Origin of the sequence: Intrasporangium flavum, from assembly GCF_001956915.1 — a bacterium.
Taxonomy (GTDB): domain Bacteria; phylum Actinomycetota; class Actinomycetes; order Actinomycetales; family Dermatophilaceae; genus Monashia; species Monashia flava.
In genome coordinates this window covers 14,222-35,113 of record NZ_MLJO01000003.1, presented here as the reverse complement: position 1 = coordinate 35,113, position 20,892 = coordinate 14,222, and the positions used below count along the sequence as shown (strand labels likewise).

The 20,892-nt window shown below is 73.4% G+C and carries 21 protein-coding genes; 17 read left to right on the top strand and 4 right to left on the bottom strand.

The genetic code is table 11. From position 1 onward, the window contains the following. Positions 1 to 194 precede the first annotated feature (194 nt). From hisD to BIV28_RS01805, 9 genes are all read left to right on the top strand, one after another. The gene (gene hisD / locus BIV28_RS01850; protein ID WP_076258821.1) at positions 195 to 1,547 is read left to right on the top strand and encodes a histidinol dehydrogenase; all 1,353 of its coding nucleotides are present in this window, start codon (positions 195 to 197) and stop codon (positions 1,545 to 1,547) included. Continuing rightward, entirely contained in the window at positions 1,544 to 2,725 is a 1,182-nt protein-coding gene (locus tag BIV28_RS01845) for a histidinol-phosphate transaminase (RefSeq protein ID WP_076258819.1), read from the top strand. The genes hisD and BIV28_RS01845 overlap by 4 nt, the downstream gene beginning before the upstream one ends. Then, positions 2,722 to 3,321, top strand: a complete 600-nt coding sequence (gene hisB, locus BIV28_RS01840; RefSeq protein WP_076258817.1) for an imidazoleglycerol-phosphate dehydratase HisB — start codon at positions 2,722 to 2,724, stop codon at positions 3,319 to 3,321. The genes BIV28_RS01845 and hisB overlap by 4 nt, the downstream gene beginning before the upstream one ends. Further along, a complete protein-coding gene (hisH, locus tag BIV28_RS01835) occupies positions 3,318 to 3,965 on the top strand; it encodes an imidazole glycerol phosphate synthase subunit HisH (RefSeq protein ID WP_076258815.1) in 648 nt (215 codons plus the stop codon). Before hisB ends, hisH begins: the two co-directional genes overlap by 4 nt. A gap of 29 nt (positions 3,966 to 3,994) precedes the next feature. After that, positions 3,995 to 4,330 carry a hypothetical protein gene (locus BIV28_RS19840; protein WP_207555706.1) on the top strand — a complete coding sequence of 112 codons (336 nt, stop codon included), beginning with the start codon at positions 3,995 to 3,997 and terminating at the stop codon, positions 4,328 to 4,330. 95 nt (positions 4,331 to 4,425) lie between these two features. Continuing rightward, positions 4,426 to 5,715 (top strand): glycosyltransferase, encoded by a 1,290-nt coding sequence (locus tag BIV28_RS01820; RefSeq protein ID WP_076258809.1) that lies wholly within the window; start codon positions 4,426 to 4,428, stop codon positions 5,713 to 5,715. Between the two features lie 102 nt (positions 5,716 to 5,817). Further along, positions 5,818 to 6,576, top strand: coding sequence for a bifunctional 1-(5-phosphoribosyl)-5-((5-phosphoribosylamino)methylideneamino)imidazole-4-carboxamide isomerase/phosphoribosylanthranilate isomerase PriA (gene priA / locus BIV28_RS01815; RefSeq protein WP_076258807.1), 759 nt, complete (start codon positions 5,818 to 5,820; stop codon positions 6,574 to 6,576). Then, positions 6,573 to 7,358, top strand: coding sequence for an SseB family protein (locus BIV28_RS01810; RefSeq protein WP_076258805.1), 786 nt, complete (start codon positions 6,573 to 6,575; stop codon positions 7,356 to 7,358). Before priA ends, BIV28_RS01810 begins: the two co-directional genes overlap by 4 nt. A gap of 47 nt (positions 7,359 to 7,405) precedes the next feature. Next, positions 7,406 to 8,692 (top strand): DUF445 domain-containing protein, encoded by a 1,287-nt coding sequence (locus BIV28_RS01805; RefSeq protein ID WP_242652719.1) that lies wholly within the window; start codon positions 7,406 to 7,408, stop codon positions 8,690 to 8,692. Here the strand turns inward: BIV28_RS01805 and BIV28_RS01800 are convergent. After that, the gene (locus tag BIV28_RS01800) at positions 8,682 to 9,170 is read right to left on the bottom strand and encodes a MarR family winged helix-turn-helix transcriptional regulator (RefSeq protein ID WP_076258802.1); all 489 of its coding nucleotides are present in this window, start codon (positions 9,168 to 9,170) and stop codon (positions 8,682 to 8,684) included. The two genes, BIV28_RS01805 and BIV28_RS01800, sit on opposite strands and share 11 nt — an antisense overlap. Before the next feature lie 69 nt (positions 9,171 to 9,239). On the opposite strand from BIV28_RS01800, the gene BIV28_RS01795 reads away from it, so the two are divergent. After that, positions 9,240 to 9,668, top strand: coding sequence for an organic hydroperoxide resistance protein (locus tag BIV28_RS01795; protein WP_076258800.1), 429 nt, complete (start codon positions 9,240 to 9,242; stop codon positions 9,666 to 9,668). A gap of 46 nt (positions 9,669 to 9,714) precedes the next feature. Then, positions 9,715 to 10,761, top strand: a complete 1,047-nt coding sequence (locus tag BIV28_RS01790; protein WP_076258798.1) for an NADP-dependent oxidoreductase — start codon at positions 9,715 to 9,717, stop codon at positions 10,759 to 10,761. A gap of 64 nt (positions 10,762 to 10,825) precedes the next feature. Here the strand turns inward: BIV28_RS01790 and BIV28_RS01785 are convergent, their stop codons facing one another. Further along, positions 10,826 to 11,704, bottom strand: a complete 879-nt coding sequence (locus BIV28_RS01785; RefSeq protein WP_076258796.1) for a LysR family transcriptional regulator — start codon at positions 11,702 to 11,704, stop codon at positions 10,826 to 10,828. Between the two features lie 81 nt (positions 11,705 to 11,785). Between BIV28_RS01785 and BIV28_RS01780 the strand changes: the two genes are divergently transcribed. After that, positions 11,786 to 12,079, top strand: coding sequence for a hypothetical protein (locus BIV28_RS01780; RefSeq protein WP_076258794.1), 294 nt, complete (start codon positions 11,786 to 11,788; stop codon positions 12,077 to 12,079). 107 nt (positions 12,080 to 12,186) lie between these two features. Here the strand turns inward: BIV28_RS01780 and BIV28_RS01775 are convergent, their stop codons facing one another. Both BIV28_RS01775 and BIV28_RS01770 read right to left on the bottom strand, forming a co-directional pair. After that, positions 12,187 to 14,580, bottom strand: coding sequence for an ATP-binding cassette domain-containing protein (locus BIV28_RS01775; RefSeq protein WP_076258792.1), 2,394 nt, complete (start codon positions 14,578 to 14,580; stop codon positions 12,187 to 12,189). Positions 14,581 to 14,756: 176 nt separating this feature from the next. After that, positions 14,757 to 16,832: an elongation factor G-like protein EF-G2 gene (locus BIV28_RS01770; protein ID WP_076258791.1), complete on the bottom strand. Its 2,076-nt coding sequence runs from the start codon at positions 16,830 to 16,832 to the stop codon at positions 14,757 to 14,759. 124 nt (positions 16,833 to 16,956) lie between these two features. On the opposite strand from BIV28_RS01770, the gene BIV28_RS01765 reads away from it, so the two are divergent. From BIV28_RS01765 to BIV28_RS01745, 5 genes are all read left to right on the top strand, one after another. Then, positions 16,957 to 18,300: an MFS transporter gene (locus BIV28_RS01765; protein ID WP_076258789.1), complete on the top strand. Its 1,344-nt coding sequence runs from the start codon at positions 16,957 to 16,959 to the stop codon at positions 18,298 to 18,300. 291 nt (positions 18,301 to 18,591) lie between these two features. Continuing rightward, complete coding sequence (gene infC, locus BIV28_RS01760; RefSeq protein ID WP_076258787.1) at positions 18,592 to 19,248, top strand: translation initiation factor IF-3; 657 nt, start codon at positions 18,592 to 18,594, stop codon at positions 19,246 to 19,248. A gap of 96 nt (positions 19,249 to 19,344) precedes the next feature. Then, positions 19,345 to 19,539, top strand: coding sequence for a 50S ribosomal protein L35 (rpmI, locus tag BIV28_RS01755; RefSeq protein WP_076258785.1), 195 nt, complete (start codon positions 19,345 to 19,347; stop codon positions 19,537 to 19,539). A gap of 92 nt (positions 19,540 to 19,631) precedes the next feature. Beyond that, on the top strand, positions 19,632 to 20,018 hold the full coding sequence (gene rplT / locus BIV28_RS01750; RefSeq protein WP_076258783.1) for a 50S ribosomal protein L20: 387 nt from the start codon (positions 19,632 to 19,634) through the stop codon (positions 20,016 to 20,018). A 37-nt stretch (positions 20,019 to 20,055) separates the two neighbouring features. Beyond that, positions 20,056 to 20,859, top strand: a complete 804-nt coding sequence (locus BIV28_RS01745) for a TrmH family RNA methyltransferase (protein ID WP_076258781.1) — start codon at positions 20,056 to 20,058, stop codon at positions 20,857 to 20,859. Positions 20,860 to 20,892: the final 33 nt, after the last annotated feature.

The window sequence follows — 20,892 nt, the reverse complement described above, 5'->3', positions numbered from 1 at the left end:
AGGAGGTCGTGGGCACCCGGCCGGGACCGCTCCGAGCGTGGCGGAGCCCCGGTGGGCCGCGGGTCTGGCGGCGGTCTGGCCTTGGTCAGCGGCGGTTCAGGATTGGACAGCCGCGCCGGACGCCGGCGCGGCCTGCCACCCGCACGCTGAGACGCTGCAGGGGCACGTGAACGCGCCTCCTAGACTGGTGACCCATGATGTCCACCCTCGACCTGCGCGGACGCACCCTCGACGTGCGCTTCCTGCGCGGCGCCCTTCCCCGAGCCGAGTTCGACGTCTCGGCCGCCCTCGAGCAGGTGCGGCCGATCTGCGAGGACGTCGAGCATCGGGGCGCCGCGGCCCTGCGCGACCTGGGTGAGCGGTTCGACGGCGTCCGCCCGACGCACCTGCGGGTGCCGACCGCCGTGCTCCGGGCCGCCCTCGACGGCCTCGAGCCCGACCTGCGCGCGGCGCTCGAGGAGTCGATCCGGCGCGCCCGCGTCGTCCACGCCGACCAGCGCCGCACCGACACGACGACGCGCGTCGTGCCCGGCGGCACCGTCACCGAGCGCTGGGTGCCGGTCGACCGCGTCGGTCTCTACGTGCCCGGTGGCCTCGCGGTCTACCCGAGCAGCGTCGTCATGAACGTCGTGCCCGCGCAGCTGGCCGGCGTCGGCTCGCTCGCCGTCGCGTCCCCGCCGCAGCGCGAGAACACCGGCGAGTTCGCCGGCTACCCGAACCCCACGATCCTCGCGACGTGCGCCCTGCTCGGCGTCGAGGAGGTCTACGCCGTCGGCGGCGCCCAGGCCGTCGCGATGTTCGCCTACGGCTTCGTCGAGGAGACGCCCGAGGGTGGCACCGTCACGTGCGACCCGGTGTCGATGGTCACCGGCCCCGGCAACATCTGGGTCGTCGCGGCCAAGCGCCTCCTCAAGGGGCTCATCGGCATCGACGCCGAGGCCGGACCCACCGAGATCGCCGTGCTCGCCGACGACTCCGCCGACCCCGAGCACGTCGCCGCCGACCTCGTCAGCCAGGCCGAGCACGACCCGCTCGCCGCGTCGGTGCTCGTCACCGACAGCGAGCAACTCGCCGAGGCCACCCGTGCCGCGCTCACGCGCCGCGTGCCCGCCACGAAGCACGCCGAGCGCGTCACCGAGGCGCTCGAGGGCACCCAGTCGCGGATCGTCCTCGTCGACGACGTCGACGCCGGTCTCGACGTCGTCAACGCCTACGCCGCCGAGCACCTCGAGATCCAGACGCGCGACGCGTCGGCGGTCGCCGCGCGGGTGCGCAACGCCGGTGCGGTGTTCGTCGGTCCGTGGGCGCCGGTCAGCCTCGGCGACTACGCCGCCGGGTCCAACCACGTGCTGCCCACGGCGGGCTGCGCCACGCACTCGAGCGGCCTGTCCGTGCAGTCGTTCCTGCGTGGCATCCACGTCGTCGACTACGACGAGGCAGCCCTGCGCGGCATCGCGGCCCACGTCGTGACGCTCGCCCAGGCCGAGGACCTGCCGGCGCACGGAGAGGCCGTCACCGCCCGGTTCGGCGACGAGGTTCCCCGGTGACCGACGACGCCCAGGCCGCCGCCGACGCGTCAGCAGCGGGTGAGGAGGTCGCCCGGCTGCTGCGTCCCGACCTGCGCGGGCGCACGGCCTACGGCGCGCCGCAGCTCGACGTGCCGGTGCGGCTCAACACGAACGAGAACTCCTACCCGGTCCCCGAGGCCGTCGTCGAGGCGATCGTCGCGGCGCTCGCGGCCGACGTCCGCGACCTCAACCGCTACCCCGACCGCGACTTCACCGACCTGCGCAAGGCGCTGACCGCCTACCTGCAGAAGCAGTCCGGGGTCACGGTCACGCCCGAGCAGGTCTGGGCGGGCAACGGGTCCAACGAGGTGCTCTCGCACGTCGTGCAGGCCTTCGGAGGGCCCGGCCGCGTGGCGCTCGGGTTCACGCCGAGCTACTCGATGCACCCGATCATCAGCGAGACCCTCGGCTCCACGTGGGTCGACGGCCTGCGCGGCACCGGCACCTTCGACCTCACCCCCGAGTCGGCCGCCGAGCAGGCCCGGCGGCATCACCCGTCGGTGGTCTTCCTCTGCTCGCCGAACAACCCGACCGGCACGGCGCTGCCCTTCGAGGTCATCGGTGCCGTGCTCGACGCCGCTCCCGACGCGATCGTCGTCGTCGACGAGGCCTACGCCGAGTTCGCCCGTCCCGGAACGCGATCCGCGCTGACGCTCTTGGCCGACCACCCGCGTCTGGTCGTCACGCGCACCATGAGCAAGGCCTTCGCGTTCGCCGGCGGCCGCCTCGGCTACCTCGTCGCGGCCCCCGAGGTCGTCGACGCGCTGCGGCTGGTGCGGCTGCCCTACCACCTGTCCACGCCGACCCAGACGATCGCGCGCGTCGCCCTCGAGCACGCCGACGTCATGCTCGGAACCGTCGAGGTCATCAAGCACCAGCGCGACCGCATCGTCGACCGGCTCACCGAGCTCGGCGCGACGCCGGTGGCCAGCGACAGCAACTTCGTCCTCTTCGGGGGCCTGGCCGACGAGAGGGCCACGTGGCAGGCGCTGCTCGAGGCCGGCGTCCTCGTCCGCGACGTCGGCATCCCCCACCACCTGCGCGTCACGGCCGGCGACCCCGACGAGACCACCGCGTTCCTCGACGCCTTCGCCCGCCTCGCCCCGACCCACCTGACCACCACGAGCACCGCCCCGAACCAGGAGCAGCCCGCATGAACCGCACCGCGACGATCAGCCGCTCGACGTCCGAGTCCTCCGTCGAGCTCACCCTCGACCTCGACGGCACCGGTGTCGCCGACGTCTCGACCGGCGTCCCGTTCTACGACCACATGCTCGCCTCGCTCGCCAAGCACTCGCTCATCGACCTCACCGTCAAGGCCACGGGTGACGTCGACGTCGACGTGCACCACACCGTCGAGGACACCGCGATCGTCCTGGGCCAGGCCCTGCGCGAGGCGCTCGGCGACAAGGCCGGCATCTCCCGCTTCGGCGACGCCACCGTGCCCCTCGACGAGGCGCTCGCGCACGCCGTCGTCGACGTCGCCGGCCGGCCGTACGTCGTCCACGAGGGCGAGCCCGAGGGGCAGCAGTACGCGCTCATCGGCGGCCACTTCACCGGGTCGATGACGCGACACGTCCTCGAGTCGTTCGCCTTCAACGCCGGCCTGTGCCTGCACGTGCGCGTCCTCGCCGGTCGCGACCCGCACCACATCGTCGAGGCGCAGTTCAAGGCCGTGGCCCGCGCCCTGCGCGCCGCGGTGGCCCGCGACCCGCGCGTCGTCGGCATCCCGAGCGCCAAGGGAGCCCTGTGACCGCTGGCGGCCGCGGCGTCGTCGTCCTCGACTACGGCAGCGGCAACGTCCGCTCGGCCGTGCGCGCCCTCGAGCGCGTCGGCGCCACGGTCACCCTGACCGCCGACCCCGTCGCCGCGCTCGAGGCCGACGGCCTCTTCGTGCCCGGCGTCGGCAACTTCCACGCGTGCATGAAGGGCCTCGCCGCCGCGCACGGCCCGCGGGTCATCGGCCGACGCATCAGCGGCGGGCGTCCCGTCCTCGGCGTCTGCGTCGGGATGCAGGTGCTCTTCGACGGCTCGGTCGAGCCGTCCGAGGCGCCCGTCGAGGGACTGGGGGAGTGGCCGGGCACCGTCGAGCGTCTCCCGGCCGACGTCGTGCCCCACATGGGCTGGTCCACGGTCGAGGCCGCCGAGGGCACCCGGCTCTTCGCGGGCGTCGAGCACGAGCGCTTCTACTTCGTGCACTCCTACGCCGTGCAACGCTGGACGCTCGAGGCCACCGGTGCCTTCGAGCGGGTCGCGCCGCACGTCACGTGGGCCGAGCACGGCGCCCGGTTCGTCGCGGCCGTCGAGAACGGTCCGCTCTGCGCCACCCAGTTCCACCCCGAGAAGTCCGGCGACGCCGGAGCCCACCTGCTGGAGAACTGGGTCAGGAGCCTGTGACCCGAACCGGGCGGACGAGGAGGTCCACCGTGGCGACGAGGAAGACGCCGAAGCGAACGACGAGCAGCAGGACCCGCAGGCGGACGACCCGCACGACGCGCCGGCGCGCCCGCCCGGGACTGCCGACGACGGTCGGCGCCGCCCTCGGCACGCTCGCCGTGACCACCCTGCTCGACCTGTCGTGGCCGGCCCGCATCGGCCTGCTCGTCGTCGTGGTCGTCCTCGGGCTCGGTTACGTGCTGTGGCGCCACCGGGCCGAGCTCACCGCCGCGGCGCAGGCCCCGGGCGGCTCCCCAGGCACCGAGGGTGCCGAGCCGACGCCGCCGACCCCGCCGAACCCGCCGACGACACCACCGACGGCCTAGGCTGCGGGCTCGCCTTTGCCCCACGCGTCCGCGGACTCCGGACGATACTGGTGCGAGCGCTCCCGCCGAGGAGCCGCCGTCGGAGAGGCGGGCGCATGTCCTCGATCATCATCGCCACCGTTCCCATCCACGGGCACGTCACCCCGCTGCTCGCCGTCGCCCGCCACCTCGTGGCCCGCGGCGACCGCGTCCGGTTCGTCACCGGGGCGCGCTTCGCCGGGGCCGTCGAGGACACCGGCGCCCGGCACGTGCGGCTGCCGGCCGACGCCGACTTCGACGACACGGCCGACCTCGGCGATTCCTTCCCGGAGCGGGCGGCGCTCAAGGGGTCCAAGGCGATCGCCTTCGACATCGTCAACGTCTTCGTGCAGCCCGGGCGCGGGCAGCACGACACGATCATGGCCGAGCACGCGGAGGAGCCCGCCGACGTCGTCCTGACCGACCCGGCGCTCACCGGAGGCGCGCTCGTGCTCGGGCACGACCGGGCCGCCCGACCGCCGGTCGTCGTGTGCGGCGTCATCCCGCTCATGATCGCCAGCCGCGACACCGCTCCGTACGGGATGGGGCTGCGACCCCTGCCGGGGCCCGTCGGTCGGCTGCGCAACGCCGCCCTCCGCGCGGTGGCCGAGCGCACCGTGTTCGCCGAGGCCGCCCGGCTGGCCGACGAGGTGCACCACGAGCTGCACGGCCGCCCGGTGGGGTACCCGGTGCTGGACTGGCCACGCCACGCGGAGCGCATCGTCCAGTTCACCGTGCCCGAGTTCGAGTACCCGCGCTCCGACGCGCCGGCCACCCTCTCCTTCGCCGGGCCGATCTCCGCGACCGGCTCGCAGGCCCCGCTCCCGCCGTGGTGGGACGAGCTCGACGGGTCGCGCCCGGTCGTGCACGTCACGCAGGGCACGATCGCCAACCGCGACTACGGCCAGGTCATCGCGCCGGCTCTCGAGGGCCTGGCCGGCGACGACGTCCTCGTCGTCGTCTCCACCGGCGGCCGCCCCCTGGACACGCTGCCGCCCCTGCCGGCCAACGCGCGCGCGGCCCGGTACCTGCCCTACGACGAGCTGCTGCCCCGAACGGCCGTGTACGTCACCAACGGTGGCTACGGCGGGGTCCAGTACGCCCTGCGCTACGGGGTGCCGATCGTCACGACGAGCGGCCACGAGGACAAGCCCGAGGTCGCCGCACGCGTCGCCTGGTCCGGGGTCGGGCGCCGGCTCGCCACCGAGGCGCCGACGCCGGAGGCCGTCGGCAAGGCGGTGCGCGAGGTGCTGCGCGACCCCCGCTACCGGCAGGCCGCGGGACGCGTCGCGACCAGCATGAGTCGGGCGGCCGGCATGCAGGCGCTCGCCGACGTCGTCGACGACCTCGCGACGCGCCGGGCCTGAGCCGGCGCCTCGGTCTCCGGCCCGCGGACCGCCCGCCGGGGCGGCCGGCCCCCACGGCATACTCGAGGGGCCCGTGACGACACCCGAGGAGCCCGTGACCCGATGACCGCACCGAACGCCGAGCCGCGCCTCGAGCTGCTCCCCGCCGTCGACATAGCGGGCGGCCGGGCCGTCCAGCTCGTCCAGGGCGTCGCCGGCAGCGGTGGCGAGTTCGGCGACCCGTGGGAGGCCGCGAGGGCCTGGCAGGACCAGGGCGCCGAGTGGATCCACCTCGTCGACCTCGACGCCGCCTTCGGCCGGGGCAGCAACCGCGACCTCATCGCCTCGATCGTGGGGCGCCTCGACCTGCGCGTCGAGCTGTCCGGCGGCATCCGCGACACGGCCACCCTCGAGGCCGCCCTCGCCACCGGCTGCCGGCGCGTCAACATCGGCACGGCGGCGCTGGAGGACCCGGAGTGGACGGCCTCGGTCATCGCCGAGCACGGCGACCGCGTCGCCATCGGGCTCGACGTGCGCGGCACGACGCTCGCCGCCCGGGGCTGGACCCGCGACGGCGGCGACCTCTGGGACGTCCTCGACCGGCTCGACCGCGAGGGCTGCGCCCGGTACGTCGTCACCGACGTCCAGAAGGACGGCATGCTCCAGGGCCCCAACACCGACCTGCTCCAGGAGGTCTGCGCCCGCACCGAGCGCCCGGTCGTCGCGAGCGGTGGCGTGTCGACGCTCGAGGACATCGCCGCGATCCGCGGCCTCGTCGGTCTCGGGGTCGAGGGCGCCATCGTCGGCTCGGCCCTCTACCGGGGTGCGTTCACGCTCCCGGAGGCGCTCGAGGTCGCGGGTCGCCCGGAGCCCCGCTCGTGAGCGAGGTTCCCGGCGCCTTCCACGACGCCGAGGGCCGCCCGGCCGACTCGGCCGGTCAGGCCTGGGAGGGCAAGTCGATCCCGAGCCACGGCTTCTCCGGCGACACGGGGGAGGCCGACGCCACGGTGCTCGCCGCGGTCGAGGCCCTGCACTCCGACCCGACGCCCGAGGCCGAGGAGGCGCTCGTGGCCGCGGTCGCGGCGGCGCGCTGGCTCGTGCCCGTCGTCGCCGTCGCCACGGAGGTCGACGAGTCGGGCGTGCACGCGGCCGACACCCGCAGCGACATGGCCGCGGTGACCCTGACGGCCCCGGACGGCTCGCGGGCCCTGCCGATGTTCTCCTCGCTCGCCAGCCTCGCGGAGTGGGATCCCACGGCGCGCCCGGTGCCGGTACCGGCGTCCTCGGCCGCGCGGGCGGCGATCACCGAGGAGTGCCAGGTGCTCGTCGTCGACGTGGCCTCGCCGCGCGCCACGGTGCTGCGCCCGAGCATGCTCTGGGCGCTGGCCCAGCAGCGTCCGTGGGTGCCGAGCCACGCCGACGCGCACGTGGCCGCCGCCGTGGCGGCCGCCGTCGCGGCGGAGGACGACGTCGCGGGCCACCGACTCGAGGCGGGGGAGCCCGCCGGGGCCGGCGTCCTGCGGGTCGTCCTCGCGCTGCGCCCGGGCCTCGGCGCCGACGAGGTCGGGGCCGTCGCGACGCGCATCGGCGAGCGCATCGCCACCGACGGCGAGACGCGTGCGAGGATCGATGCGCTGACGTTCTCGCTGGAGCCCGCCGGCTGAGCGAGGCGTCGCAGGCAGAAGGCCCGACCACGACGAAGGGAGCGCCGGTGCCCGGACGCGTGAAGAGCCCGAGCGGACCCCTGGGTTTCATCGTCGACCCCGCCCTCGACGCCCAGCGCCGCCGCGACCTGCGGCAGATGCGGCTGGTCGCCACCGGCCTGCTCGTGCTCGCCGCGATCGTCTACCTGCTGACGCGCGGCCACGACGACGGCCTGCTCGGCTTCGTCAACGCCGGAGCCGAGGCCTCGATGGTCGGTGCGTGCGCCGACTGGTTCGCCGTCACGGCGCTCTTCCGCCATCCCCTCGGCCTGCCGATCCCGCACACGGCCCTCATCCCGCGCAAGAAGGAGATGATCGGCAGGAGCCTCGAGGAGTTCGTCAGCGAGAACTTCATGCGCGAGGACATCATCCGCGAGCGCGTGCTCGACGCCGAGCCGACGCGTCGGGCCGCCGAGTGGGTCCTCGGCCCGGGCCACGCCAAGCGCCTCGTCGACGAGGTCGCGACGGTCACGGTGCACGCCCTGCACCGGATCCCCGACGCCGACGTGCGCGCCGTCATCGAGCAGGCCGTCCTGCCCCGGCTCAAGCAGGAGCCGATCAGCTCGCTCGCCGGGGGCCTGCTCGACCAGGTCGTGCGCGACGAGGCCCACGTGGCCCTCGTCGACCTCGCCCTCGACGAGCTGCGGGTCTGGCTCGTCGACAACGAGGACCTCTTCGAGTCGCTCATCACGCAGCGGGCCCCCGCCTGGGTGCCCGACGCGATCAACGACCTCGTGGCCCGCAAGGTCCACACCGAGGCGCTCAAGTGGCTCGCGGACGTCCGCAACGACCCCCGCCACGACGTCCGCCAGGCCCTCGACAAGCTGCTCGTCGACCTCGCCGACGACCTCCAGCACGACCCCGTCACGCAGGCCAAGGCCGAGCGGCTCAAGGAGCGGCTCCTGTCGCACCCGCAGGTGCCCGACACCGCGATGGCGCTGTGGTCCTCGCTGCGCTCGGTCGTCGTCGCGGCGCTCGAGGACGAGGACGGGCCGGTGCGCACCCGTGCCGTCAAGGAGGTCACGGGGCTCGCCGAGCGTCTGCTCGCCGACAAGGACGTCCGCGACCGCGTCGACGCCCGGATCTGCGACGCGACGGTCTACGCCGTCGAGCGCTATGGCACCGAGGTCACGCAGGTGATCAGCGCCACCATCGACCGTTGGGACGGCAAGGAGACCGCCGAGCGCGTCGAGCTCCAGGTGGGGCGCGACCTCCAGTTCATCCGGATCAACGGCACCCTCGTGGGCGGCCTCATCGGCATGCTCATCCACGCCGTGTCGGTGCTCATCCCCTGACGGAAGCGGCCGCCGACGCCTCGGCCGCGACGGCGTCGAGGCGCTCGGAGACGGTGCGCAGCACCCGGTGCAGCTCGAGCATCTCGGCGTGGCTCAGGCCGCTGCGCTCGGCGATCGTCGTCGGCAGCCCGGTCAGGGCGTCGAGGCGCTCGCGGCCGGTGGCGGTGAGGCCGACGACGACGCGTCGCTCGTCCTCCGGGTCGCGCTCGCGCACGACGAGGCCCGCGGCCTGCATCCGCTTGAGCAGGGGGGAGAGGGTGCCGGAGTCGAGGCGCATGAGCCGGCCGAGGTCGCCGACCGTCACCGGGCCGTGCTCGCCGAGGGCCATCAGGGCGATGTACTGCGGGTAGGACAGGCCGTGCTCGGCGAGGAGGGCGCGGTAGACGGCGTCGAAGGCGCGCACCGTCGTGTGCATGGCGTAGCAGATCTGCTGCTCGAGACGGAGGTCGTCGACGGGGGCCGGAGTGGTGCGTGCCATGGATCCAGTCTACTATTCAATTGCGCACAATAGAATTGCTGACAATCTGAAGCCGACCGAAGGACTCCCATGAGCACCACCGCCCAGCAGGCCCGCTACCTCGCCTCCGCCACCGCGTCCGGCCGCGAGGGCCGCGCCGTCACCTCCGACGGACGCCTCGACGTCACCCTCGCGGCGCCGCGCGAGCTCGGCGGCAGCGGCGAGGGCACCAACCCCGAGCAGCTGTTCGCCGCCGGCTACGCCGCGTGCTTCGCGAGCGCGCTCGGCCTCGTGGCCCGCCAGCGTCGGGTCGAGGGCTTCGACGCCGCGGTCACCGCCGACGTCAGCCTCTCCGGCACGCCCGGCCAGGGGTTCTCGCTCGGCGTCGTCCTCGACGTCGAGCTGCCCGACGGCCTCGACGCCGACCTCGGCCGTGAGCTCGTCGAGCGCGCCCACGAGGTGTGCCCCTACAGCAACGCGACCCGCGGCAACATCCCGGTCGAGCTGCGCGTCAGCTGACCCGAACCGCCCCTCCACCAGTTCCACTGCACGACAAGGAGATCCGATGACCGACAGCACCACCACACCCGCCACGCCCTCCACCGGCACCACCGACGCGCCCCGCGAGGTGCGCCTCGTGTCCCGACCCGTCGGCTGGCCGACGCCCGAGAACTTCGAGGTCGTCGCGAGCGACCTGCCAGAGGTCGGCGAGGGCCAGGTCCGCGTGCGCAACGTCGTCATGTCGGTCGACCCGTACATGCGCGGCCGGATGAGCGATGCCAAGTCCTACGCCGAGCCGTACGCGCTCGGCGAGGCCATGCACGGGGGAGCGGTCGGCGTCGTCGAGCAGTCGCGGGCCGAGGGCGTCGCCGTCGGCGACCACGTGCTCCACGGGCTGGGCTGGCGCGAGGCCGCCGTGCTCGACGCCTCGGCCTGCCGCGTCGTCGACACGGCCATCGCCCCGGCATCCGCCTACCTCGGCGTCCTCGGCATGACCGGCCTCACCGCGTACGCGGGACTGACGCGCGTGGCGGGCCTCAAGGAGGGTGACGTCGTCTTCGTCTCGGGCGCGGCCGGTGCCGTCGGCAGCGTCGTCGGCCAGGTCGCCAAGGCGCTCGGCGCGAGCCGCGTCATCGGCAGCGCCGGCTCCGAGGAGAAGGTGCGCCACCTCATCGACGACCTCGGCTTCGACGCCGCGTTCAACTACAAGGACGGACGCGTCTCGGACCTGCTGCGCGAGGCCGCCCCCGAGGGCATCGACGTCTACTTCGACAACGTGGGCGGTGACCACCTCGAGGCCGCGATCGGATCGCTCCGACTCGGCGGGCGCATCGCGGTCTGCGGCGCGATCTCGGTCTACAACAACACCGAGCCGGCCCCCGGGCCGCGCAACCTCGCCCGCCTCATCCAGACCCGCGGCACCCTCACCGGCTTCCTCGTCGGCGACCACTGGGACCTCGCGGGCGAGTACGCCCAGAAGGCCGCGGGCTGGCTCGCCGACGGCACGCTGACGACCCGCGAGACCTTCGTCGACGGCATCGACCACGCCGTCGACGCCTTCCTCGGCGTCCTCCGGGGCGAGAACACCGGCAAGATGCTCGTCCGCCTCTGACGGGCCGAGCAGCAGGCGAGGGCCCGGCGCGTCGCACCGACGCGTCGGGCCCTCGCGCGTCCCGTCAGCCGATGAGCTCCTGGAGCAGCTCGACCGCACGACCCGCGGCCGCGTTGCCGGCGGGGTCGCGCACGACGGCGGCGATGCGTCGGACCGGTCGGGGAGCGGCCACCGGCAGCACGGCGACCTCGGTCGGGACGACGTGTGCGGCCAGCTGCGGCACGACGGTGATGCCGACGCCCGCCTTGACGAACGCGATGGCCGTGTAGTGGTCCTGGGCCTGCACCGCGAAGCGCGGCCGGAAGCCCGCGGCCTCGCACGCGCTGGACAGGATCCGCGAGCAGGCCGTGTTGGGCAGGTCGTTGCGGATCCACGTGTCGCTCGCGAGCTGCGCGAGGCCGACCTCCTCCTCGCCGGCGAGCGGGTGGTCGGCGGGCAGCACGGCGACGTACGGGTCGACGGCGAGCTGCACGCGTCGCGAGCCCTGCGGGTCGGAGGCGCCGGCGACGTCGACGACGATGTCGAGGTCGGGCGTCGGGCCGCGGTGGTCGGGCGCCTCGGTGAGGACGAGCTCGAGGGTGAGGTCGGGCAGCTCGGTGGTGAGGCGACGCGCGAGGGTCGGCATCCACTCGGCGCCGGCCGAGGCGAAGTAGCCGATCGTCAGGCGGTCCGAGCGCCCCTCGCGCAGGTCGGCCATGACGCCGTCGAGGCGGGTCAGCTGCCCCATCAGCTCGTTCGTGTTCGCGACGAGCGCCTGCGCTGCGGCGGTGGGCGTCAGGCCCCGTCCCTCGCGGGCGAAGAGGGTCAGGCCGGTCTCCTTCTGCAGCGCCGAGATCTGCTGGCTGATGGCCGAGGGCGTGAAGCCGAGATTGTCGGCGGCGGCCTGGATCGAGCCGCTGGCCATGACCGACCGGAAGACGCGGATGCGGTGGGTGTCGAGCATGTCTTCACAATACAGTCATACTTAAGGGTCGTGAAGGAAACATCGCTTGTGCTGAATAGTCAAGAGTTGGATCATGGAGGCATGACGACACGCCTGCACTCCTCGATCTCCTCGCTCCGCGCGCTGGCCGCCACCCGCCGCCGCGGCCACCTCGCCGGGCTGCTGCGGCCCGCGGCCGACCGCGACCTCGACCGCATCTCCTCCGACCTGCTCTACCTCAGCCAGGCCGACCCCGCCGCGGACCGCTCGACGGCGCCCGCCCGCCACACCGAGCCCACCGGCCCGGTCGACCTCGACGCGCGTCGGGCCCGCGCCGCCGGTCGCAACGTCGTCCTCGGGCACGACGAGCACGCCGGGCACGCGCAGGCCAGCTGACGACGCGCGCGCGTCGTCACGCTGCAGCACGAACGGTCGACCGGGGCTTCCCGGCCGGCCGTTCGTGCGTCCGGAGCCTGGCGCCGACGCGTCGGCGAGGGGGCGCCTCAGGCGCCGACGTAGTCGGCCAGGTGCTGCCCGGTGAGCGTCGAGCGGGAGGCCACGAGGTCGGCGGGAGTCCCCTCGAAGACGACCGTGCCACCGTCGTGCCCCGCGCCGGGACCGAGGTCGATGATCCAGTCGGCGTGCGCCATGACCGCCTGGTGGTGCTCGATGACCACGACCGACTTGCCGGCGTCGACGAGGCGGTCGAGCAGCCGGAGCAGGTTCTCGACGTCGGCGAGGTGCAGGCCGGTCGTCGGCTCGTCGAGGACGTACACGCCGCCCTTCTCGCCCATCCGCATCGCGAGCTTGAGGCGCTGGCGCTCGCCGCCGGAGAGGGTGTTGAGCGGCTGGCCCAGCTTGAGGTAGCCCAGGCCGACGTCCTCCATCCGCTGCAGGATCGAGGCGGCCGCCGGGGTCTTCGCCTCTCCCTCGGCGAAGAACGCGTGCGCCTCCGCGACCGGCAGGTCGAGCACCTGCGCGATGTCGAGGCCGCCGAAGGTCAGCTCGAGCACCGACGCCTGGAACCGCTTGCCGCCGCACTCCTCGCACAGCGTCGCGACGGTCTCCATGAAGCCGAGCTCGGTGTAGATCATCCCGTTGCCGTTGCAGCTCTCGCAGGCACCCTCGGAGTTCGCGCTGAAGAGCGCCGGCTTGACGCCGTTGGCCTTGGCGAACGCCTTGCGGATCGGCTCGAGCAGCCCGGTGTAGGTGGCCGGGTTGCTGCGCCGCGAGCCCTTGATCGCGCCCTGGTCGATGACGACGACCTCCTCGCGGCCGGCCATCGACCCGTGGATCAGCGAGCTCTTGCCCGACCCGGCGACGCCGGTGACGACGCAGAGCACCCCGAGTGGCACGTCGACGTCGACGTCCTTGAGGTTGTGGGTGGACGCCCCGCGGATCTCGATGGCGCCCTTGGCCTCTCGCACGTCGCCCTTGAGCTGCGCCCGGTAGTGCAGGTGCCGCCCGGTGAGGGTGTCGGACGCCTCCAGCCCGGCGACGTCGCCCTCGAAGCAGATGGTGCCGCCGCCGGTGCCGGCGCCCGGGCCGAGGTCGACGACGTGGTCGCCGATGACGATCGTCTCGGGCTTGTGCTCGACGACGAGCACGGTGTTGCCCTTGTCGCGCAGCTCGAGCAGGAGGTTGTTCATCCGCTGGATGTCGTGCGGGTGCAGGCCGATCGTCGGCTCGTCGAAGACGTACGTGACGTCGGTCAGCGCCGAGCCGAGGTGGCGGATCATCTTGGTGCGCTGGGCCTCTCCGCCCGAGAGCGTCCCCGCGGGCCGGTCGAGCGAGAGGTAGCCGAGCCCGATCTCGACGAACGAGTCGAACAGGTGCAGCAGGTTGCCGATGAGCGGCCCGACGGAGGTGTCCTTGACCCCGCGCACCCACTCGGCGGCGTCGGTGATCTGCATCGCGCAGACCTCGGCGATGCCCTTGCCGTTGATCTTCGACGAGCGCGCGGCCTCGTTGAGGCGGGTGCCCTCGCACGCCGAGCACGGCGCGAAGACGGCGGCGCGCTCGACGAAGGCCTTGATGTGCGGCTGGAGCGAGTCGACGTCCTTGCTGAACATCGACTTGCGGATCTTGGGGATGAGCCCCTCGTAGGTGATGTTGATCTTCTCGACCTTGACCTTGCGCGGCTCGGCGTAGAGGAAGTCCTCGCGCTGCTCCGGCGTGAAGTCCTTGATCGGCACGTCCGGCGGCACCGCCACCTTGTACGCCGCGACCATCCACCCGTCGGCGGTGTAGCCCGGCACGAGGATGGCGCCCTCGACGAGCGACTTGCTCTCGTCGACGATCGCCGTGAGGTCGAGGTCGGAGACGCTGCCCCGGCCCTCGCACTGCGGGCACATGCCACCGAGGTACACGACGTTGCGCGCGATGCGCTTCTCGCCGGTGTCCGAGGTCATGATGCCGCTCGCCTTGCGCGTCGGGACGTTGAAGGCGAACGCGGTGGGCGGGCCGACGAACGGCTCGCCGATGCGGCTGAAGAGGACCCGGAGCATCGCGTTCGCGTCGGTGGCGGTGCCGACCGTCGAGCGGACGTTGGCGCCCATCCGCTCCTGGTCCACGAGGATCGCCGTCGTGATGCCCTCGATGACGTCGACCTCGGGGCGGGCCAGCGTGGGCATGAAGCCCTGCACGAAGGTGCTGTAGGTCTCGTTGATCATCCGCTGCGACTCGGCGGCGATGGTGCTGAACACGAGCGAGCTCTTGCCCGAGCCCGACACGCCCGTGAACACCGTCAGGCGTCGCTTCGGGATCTCGACGCTGACGTCCTTGAGGTTGTTCTCGCGGGCGCCCTGGACGCGGATGAGGTCGTGGCTGTCGGCGGCGTGCCCGCCCGCGGCCGCGGCTCCCGTCATGCGTTCGTCGGTCGTCGTGCCCTTGGCCATCGTGTCTCCCCGTCGTCGTCCGTGCTCGTCGGTGCTCATCGGTGCCCGCCGCTGCGGCCCGCCCCGAGCGTAGGCGGCCCGGGGCGATCCCACGGTAGACACGAGCAGGACTGGGGCGCTTCTCGATTCCTGACCCGGTGCCCGTTCGCGAGGCAGGCCCGGAGGGCGTTCGTGGCTCAGCCCCGGAGCAGGTCCTTGGCCTTGTCCGCCGGCAGGAGGTCGTGGCGCGCCGGCTCGCGCGTGAACGAGCCGGTGCCGTGCGACACCGACCTCAGGTCGATGGGGTAGCGCGACAGCTCGGCCGCCGGCACCTCCGCGTGCACGACGGTCCACCCGCCGTCGTCGCCGACGGCGTCGGCGGGCTCGGTGCCGAGCACCTGGCCGCGTCGACCCCGCAGGTCGGACATGACGGCGCCGAGGTACTCGTCGGCGATGGTGATGTCGACGCGGTCGATCGGCTCGAGCAGCGCCATCGTCGACTCGTTGGCCGCCTCCTTCAGCGCGAGGGCGGCCGCGGTCTGGAACGCGACGTCGGAGGAGTCGACCGAGTGCGCCTTGCCGTCGACGAGCGTCACCCGCACGTCGACGACCGGGTGCCCGGTGAGCAGCCCCTTCTCCAGCTGGTGCCGGGCCCCCTTCTCGACCGACGGGATGAACTGCCGCGGCACCGACCCGCCGACGACCTTGTCGACGAACTCGAAGCCGGAGCCGCGGGGGAGCGGCTCGATCCTGATCGAGCACACGGCGTACTGCCCGTGGCCGCCGGACTGCTTGACGTGGCGTCCCTGCACCGAGCAGGTGCGCACGAACGTCTCGCGCAGCGCGGTGCGGTACGGCTCGGCCTCGACGGTGACGCCGTAGCGGTCGGCCAGTCGGCCGATGAGGTCGTCGACGTGGGCCTGGCCCATCGTCCAGAGGACGACCTGGTCGGTCTCGGCGGAGTGGTCGAGGCGCACCGTGACGTCCTCGGCGACGATCCGCTGCAGCGCACCGGCGAGCTTGTCCTCGTCGGACTTCGTGGCGGCGCGGATCGCGACGGGCAGCTGCGGCTCGGGCAGCAGCCACGGGGCGACGACCGCGGGGCGGTCGGGGGAGGAGAGGGTGTCGGAGGTCTCGGCCCGGGTCAGCTTGGAGACGAGCACGAGCTCGCCGGCGATGGCGTTGCCGCGCGGGCGGTGGGCGTCGCCGAACGGCGAGGCGAGGGGCCCGACGCGCTCGTCGTCGTCGTGCGCCGGGTGGCCGGCCACGTCGTGACCGACGAAGTCGCCCAGGTGGCCCGAGACGTGCACGGTGTCGTCGACGCGGAGCGTCCCGGAGAAGATGCGCACGAGGGAGAGGCGCCCGACGTACGGGTCGGTCGTCGTGCGGACGACCTCGGCCACGAGGGGCGCGTCGGGGTCGCAGGTGACGCCGGAGACCTGGCCGCCCGCCGGCGAGGTCACCATCGGCAGGGGGTGCACGGTGGGGTCGGGGAAGGCGCGCTCGATGATCCCGAGCAGCTCCTCGACGCCGGCGCCGGTGAGGGGCGAGACCGGCAGGATCGGGAAGAACGAGCCGAGCTCGACCGCGGTGCGCAGGTCGGCGAGCAGCGACGCGGTGTCGAGCGTCTCGCCCTCGAGGTAGCGGTCGAGCAGCGTCGCGTCCTCGGACTCCTCGATGACCGACTCGATGAGGGCGCTGCGGGCCTCCTCGTGCTCGTCCGACGTCTCGCCGGTGAGCAGGCCGACGACGCCGGTCACCACGCCGCCCTCGAGGACCGGCCAGTGCGTGGCGCGGGCGTCGCCGAAGGTGCGGCGGCACGTCTCGACGGTCGTGGCGAAGTCGGCCCGCGGCTGGTCGAGGTGCGTGACGACGACGGCCCGTGGCATGCCGACCGCCGCGCACTCGCGCCAGAGCAGCGAGACCGGCCGGTCGATGTCGTCGGCGCCGGACACGACGAACACCGCCGCGTCGGCCGCTCGCAGGCCGGCCCGGAGCTCGCCGACGAAGTCGGGGTAGCCGGGGGTGTCGAGCAGGTTGAGGGCGACGCCCCCGCTGTCGAAGGAGGCCGTGGTGAGGGTCGTCGTGCGCACGTGGTCCGTGGTCCCCGGTCCGCCGGTGCGCTGGCCCGGCACGCGCGCCGCGAGCAGGGCCTCGAAGAGGGCCGTCTTGCCGGCGCCGCCGGGGCCGACGAGGACGACGTTGCGGATGTCCTGCGGCGAGGCGGGGCTGGGGGCCGCAGGAAGGTCTGATCTGCCGGGCGTCTTTGCCATGACCCCACCTTTCTCCTCCAGCCCGGCGCCCACAAGGGAATGCCCCACGAGCCTGCCGAGCGCCGCGGGACGCGGGAGCGAAACACGGGTGCGACGTGTCGGCGGCGGGTGGTTGGCTTGGTCCATGGACCTCCGGAAGTACGGGCCGGTGCTCGCGAACCGCGACACCCGACGCGCGCTGCTGCTCGGCTTCTTCATCCGCGTGCCGATGTGGGCCGGTGGGGTCATCCTGACGCTGCACGTCGTCACCAGCCTCGGGCGCAGCTACGGCGCGGCCGGCCTCGTCTCGGCCGCCTCCACGGTCGCCGTCGCGATCTCCGGCCCGTGGCGCGGCCGGCTCCTCGACCGGATCGGCCTGCGCCGCACCGTCGGTCCCTCGCTCGTCGTCCAGGTCGTCTGCTGGTCGATCGCGCCCTGGGTCGGCTACGCGCCGCTCATCGGGCTGGCGGCGCTCGCCGGCCTCTTCGTCGTGCCGACGTTCTCGATCCTGCGCCAGGTCATCATCCGGTCGGTGCCGAGCGAGCAGCGGCGCACCGCCCTGTCGCTCGACTCCTCGGCCACCGAGCTGTCGTTCATGGCCGGGCCGGCGATCGGCGTCTGGCTCGCGACGTCCTGGCAGACCGGGTGGGCGCTGTTCGTCTGCGAGATGGCCGCCGTCGCCGCCGGGCTCGTCCTGTGGCTCGTCAACCCGCCACTGACGACGGCCCCCGCCGGGGGAGCCGACGCCGAGGCCGCCGAGGCCGCCGAGGCCGCCGAGGCCGCCGACGCCACCGCTGCGCCCGACGCCGAGGACCTCGACACCGCTGCGCCGGCGCCGCGCCGGGCGATCCACGGGCTCGTCACCCTGCCGGTCGCGGCCGTGCTGCTCGCGGCGGCGTGCTCGACGCTCGTGCTGTCCGGCACCGACGTGTCGGTCGTCGCCGCGCTGCGCAGCTTCGGCGCCACCGGCTCGATCGGTTGGGTGCTCGCCCTCTGGGGCCTGGGCTCCCTCGTCGGCGGCCTCGTCTACGGCGCCTGGCACCGCTCCATCTCCGTCTTCTGGCTCCTCACCGGGCTCGCGGCCACCACCGCACCGGTCGCCCTCGCCGCCGGCGTGCCGAGCTTCGCCGTGCTCGTCACCGTGTGCGGCCTGCTCTGCGCCCCCACCGTCACGGCCACCGTCGAGCAGCTGAGCCGGCTCGTTCCCGAGAGGCACCGTGGCGAGATGATGGGCTGGCACGGGTCGGCGATGACGGCCGGGTCCGCCCTGGGCGCCCCGATCGCCGGGTTCGCCATCGACCGCGGCGGCTGGCAGTGGGGCTTCCTCGTCGTCTCGGCCATCGGGGTCGTCGTCGCGCTCGCCGGGGCCCTCGCGCCCCGCGGACGCCGGCGCGGCCGCCCCGGTGGCGGCGCCCGGCTCGAGCCCGCAGCCCTCGCTCCCGGCCTCGATTCGGTCCCCGGGGCTCCGGCTGCTACCCTTGAGCACTGACCAGTCGTCCACGCCTCAGCCCCCGGGCCGGAGCGCGGGCGACGTGCAAGAGAAGCTCGCTTCCACCCGCGTCGACCAGCAGGTCGCCGGGTCCCCGGTCTGCTCGACGGAACATCACCGCACGTGAGTGCGGTGGGCGCCGACGAGCCGTGTTCGGTGTCGGTGACGTCCCCGAACGCGTCAACCCAGGGCTCCTCGTGCACTCACGAGGAGCCTTTTTCTCGTTCCGGGTCGCCCGCCGGCAGAGCAGTTCCTGCAGGTCACACCAGTCATCGAACTTAGGAGCACCACATCAGCGAGCCTCGCATCAACGAGCGCATCCGGGTCCCGGAAGTGCGTTTGGTTGGCCCCAACGGTGAGCAGGTCGGCATCGTGCGCGTCGAGGACGCGCTGCGTCTGGCCGAGGAGGCGAACCTCGACCTCGTCGAGGTGGCCCCCATGGCCAAGCCGCCGGTCGCCAAGCTCATGGACTTCGGCAAGTTCAAGTACGAAGCCGCCATGAAGGCACGGGAAGCCCGCAAGAACCAGGTCAACACGGTCATCAAGGAGATCAAGCTCCGTCCGAAGATCGACCCGCACGACTACGGCACCAAGAAGGGGCACGTCGAGCGGTTCCTCAAGGCCGGTGACAAGGTCAAGGTGACGATCATGTTCCGCGGTCGCGAGCAGAGCCGTCCCGAGCTCGGCCGCCGACTGCTCGAGCGTCTCGCCGACGACATCGCCGAGCTCGGCTACGTCGAGTCGGCGCCGAAGCAGGACGGCCGCAACATGATCATGGTGATCGGCCCGACCAAGAAGAAGGCCGAGGCCCGCGCCGAGCAGCGCCGCGCCCGTGCCACCACCCCGGGGGCCCCCGAGGGTGAGGTCGCCCCGCAGGCCGAGCAGGCCGGCGAGCAGGCGACCGAGCAGACCCCCGCACAGACCACCGAGACCGCCGCCGCCGAGTGACCGGCGGTCCGGACTCCCGGCGGGCTCCCCGAGCCCGTCGGACCACGGACGACGTACGCCACACGTACGCACGCAACACGAAGGAGATCGGCCACCATGCCGAAGATGAAGACGCACAGCGGTGCGAAGAAGCGCTTCCGCCTGACCGGCAAGGGCAAGGTCATGCGCGAGCAGGCCGGCGGCCGCCACCTGCTCGAGCACAAGTCGAGCAAGAAGATGCGTTCCATCGCGAACGACGTCCAGGTCTCCGCCCCGGACGCCAAGAAGGTCAAGAAGCTCCTCGGCAAGTGAGCCGAGACCCCCACAGCATCCGCTGAGCAGCCGGGACGTCTCGGTCAGGCCAGCAACACCTCAGTGTGTTTCAGTAAAGAAGGAGTGTTCACGTGGCACGCGTGAAGCGGGCGGTCAACGCCCAGAAGAAGCGTCGCGTCGTTCTCGAGCGCGCGAGCGGTTACCGCGGTCAGCGGTCGCGTCTCTACCGCAAGGCCAAGGAGCAGGTCACCCACTCGCTGGGCTACGCCTACCGTGACCGTCGCGCCAAGAAGGGTGACTTCCGTCGCCTCTGGATCCAGCGCATCAACGCCGCGGCCCGCGCCAACGGCATGACCTACAACCGGTTCATGCAGGGCCTCAAGGCCGCCGGTGTCGAGGTCGACCGCAAGATCCTCGCCGACCTCGCCGTCAACGACGCGCCGGCCTTCGCCACCCTCGTCGAGCTCTCGCGGGCCAACGTCCCCGCCGCGGCCGACAAGGCCGGCGACGCCGCCTGAGCGTCCCCCGCAGCGCACCCGAGCGCCGGGACACCCCGTGCTGACCAACCCCCGATCCGATCGGGTCAAGGTGGTACGGGCGCTGTCCCGGCGCTCCGTGCGTGAACGCACCGGCCAGTTCCTGGCCGAAGGGCCCCAGGCGGTCCGCGAGGCGGTGGCCCACCGGCCCGACGCCGTCCGCGACGTCTACGTGACCCCCGAGGCGGCGCAGCGGCACGCGGCCATCCTCGACGCGGCCCGCGCGGCCGACCTGTGGGTGCACGCGGTGAGCCCCGAGGTGCTCGCCGCGATGTGCGACACCGAGTCCCCGCAGGGCCTGGCCGCCGTCTGCCGGACCGTCGACGTCCCGCTCGACGACGCGCTCGACCGCGTCCCCGAGGGCGGGTTCGTCTGCGTCCTGACCAACGTGCGCGACCCCGGCAACGCCGGCACCGTCATCCGGGGTGCCGACGCCGCCGGGGCCGACGCCGTCGTCGTCAGCGACGCCAGCGTCGACGTCTACAACGCCAAGGTGGTCCGCTCGACCGTCGGTTCGCTCTGGCACCTGCCGGTCGTCGTCGGCGTGCCCGTGCCGGAGATCCTCGCCGCCCTGCGCGCCCGCGGCGTCGCGCTGCTCGCCGCCGACGGCGCGGGCACGACGCTGCTGCACGACGCCGACCTGCACCGCACGCACGCCTGGGTGATGGGCAACGAGGCGTGGGGTCTGCCGGCGGAGATCCGCGAGGCCTGCGACGACGTCGTGCGGGTCCCGATCTACGGCGCCGCCGAGTCGCTCAACCTCGCCATGGCCGCGACCGTGTGCCTCTACGCCTCGGCCGAGGCACGCCGGACGGGGCGCTGACCCACCTGCTCGCCCCGCCCTGCCGAGGCGCGG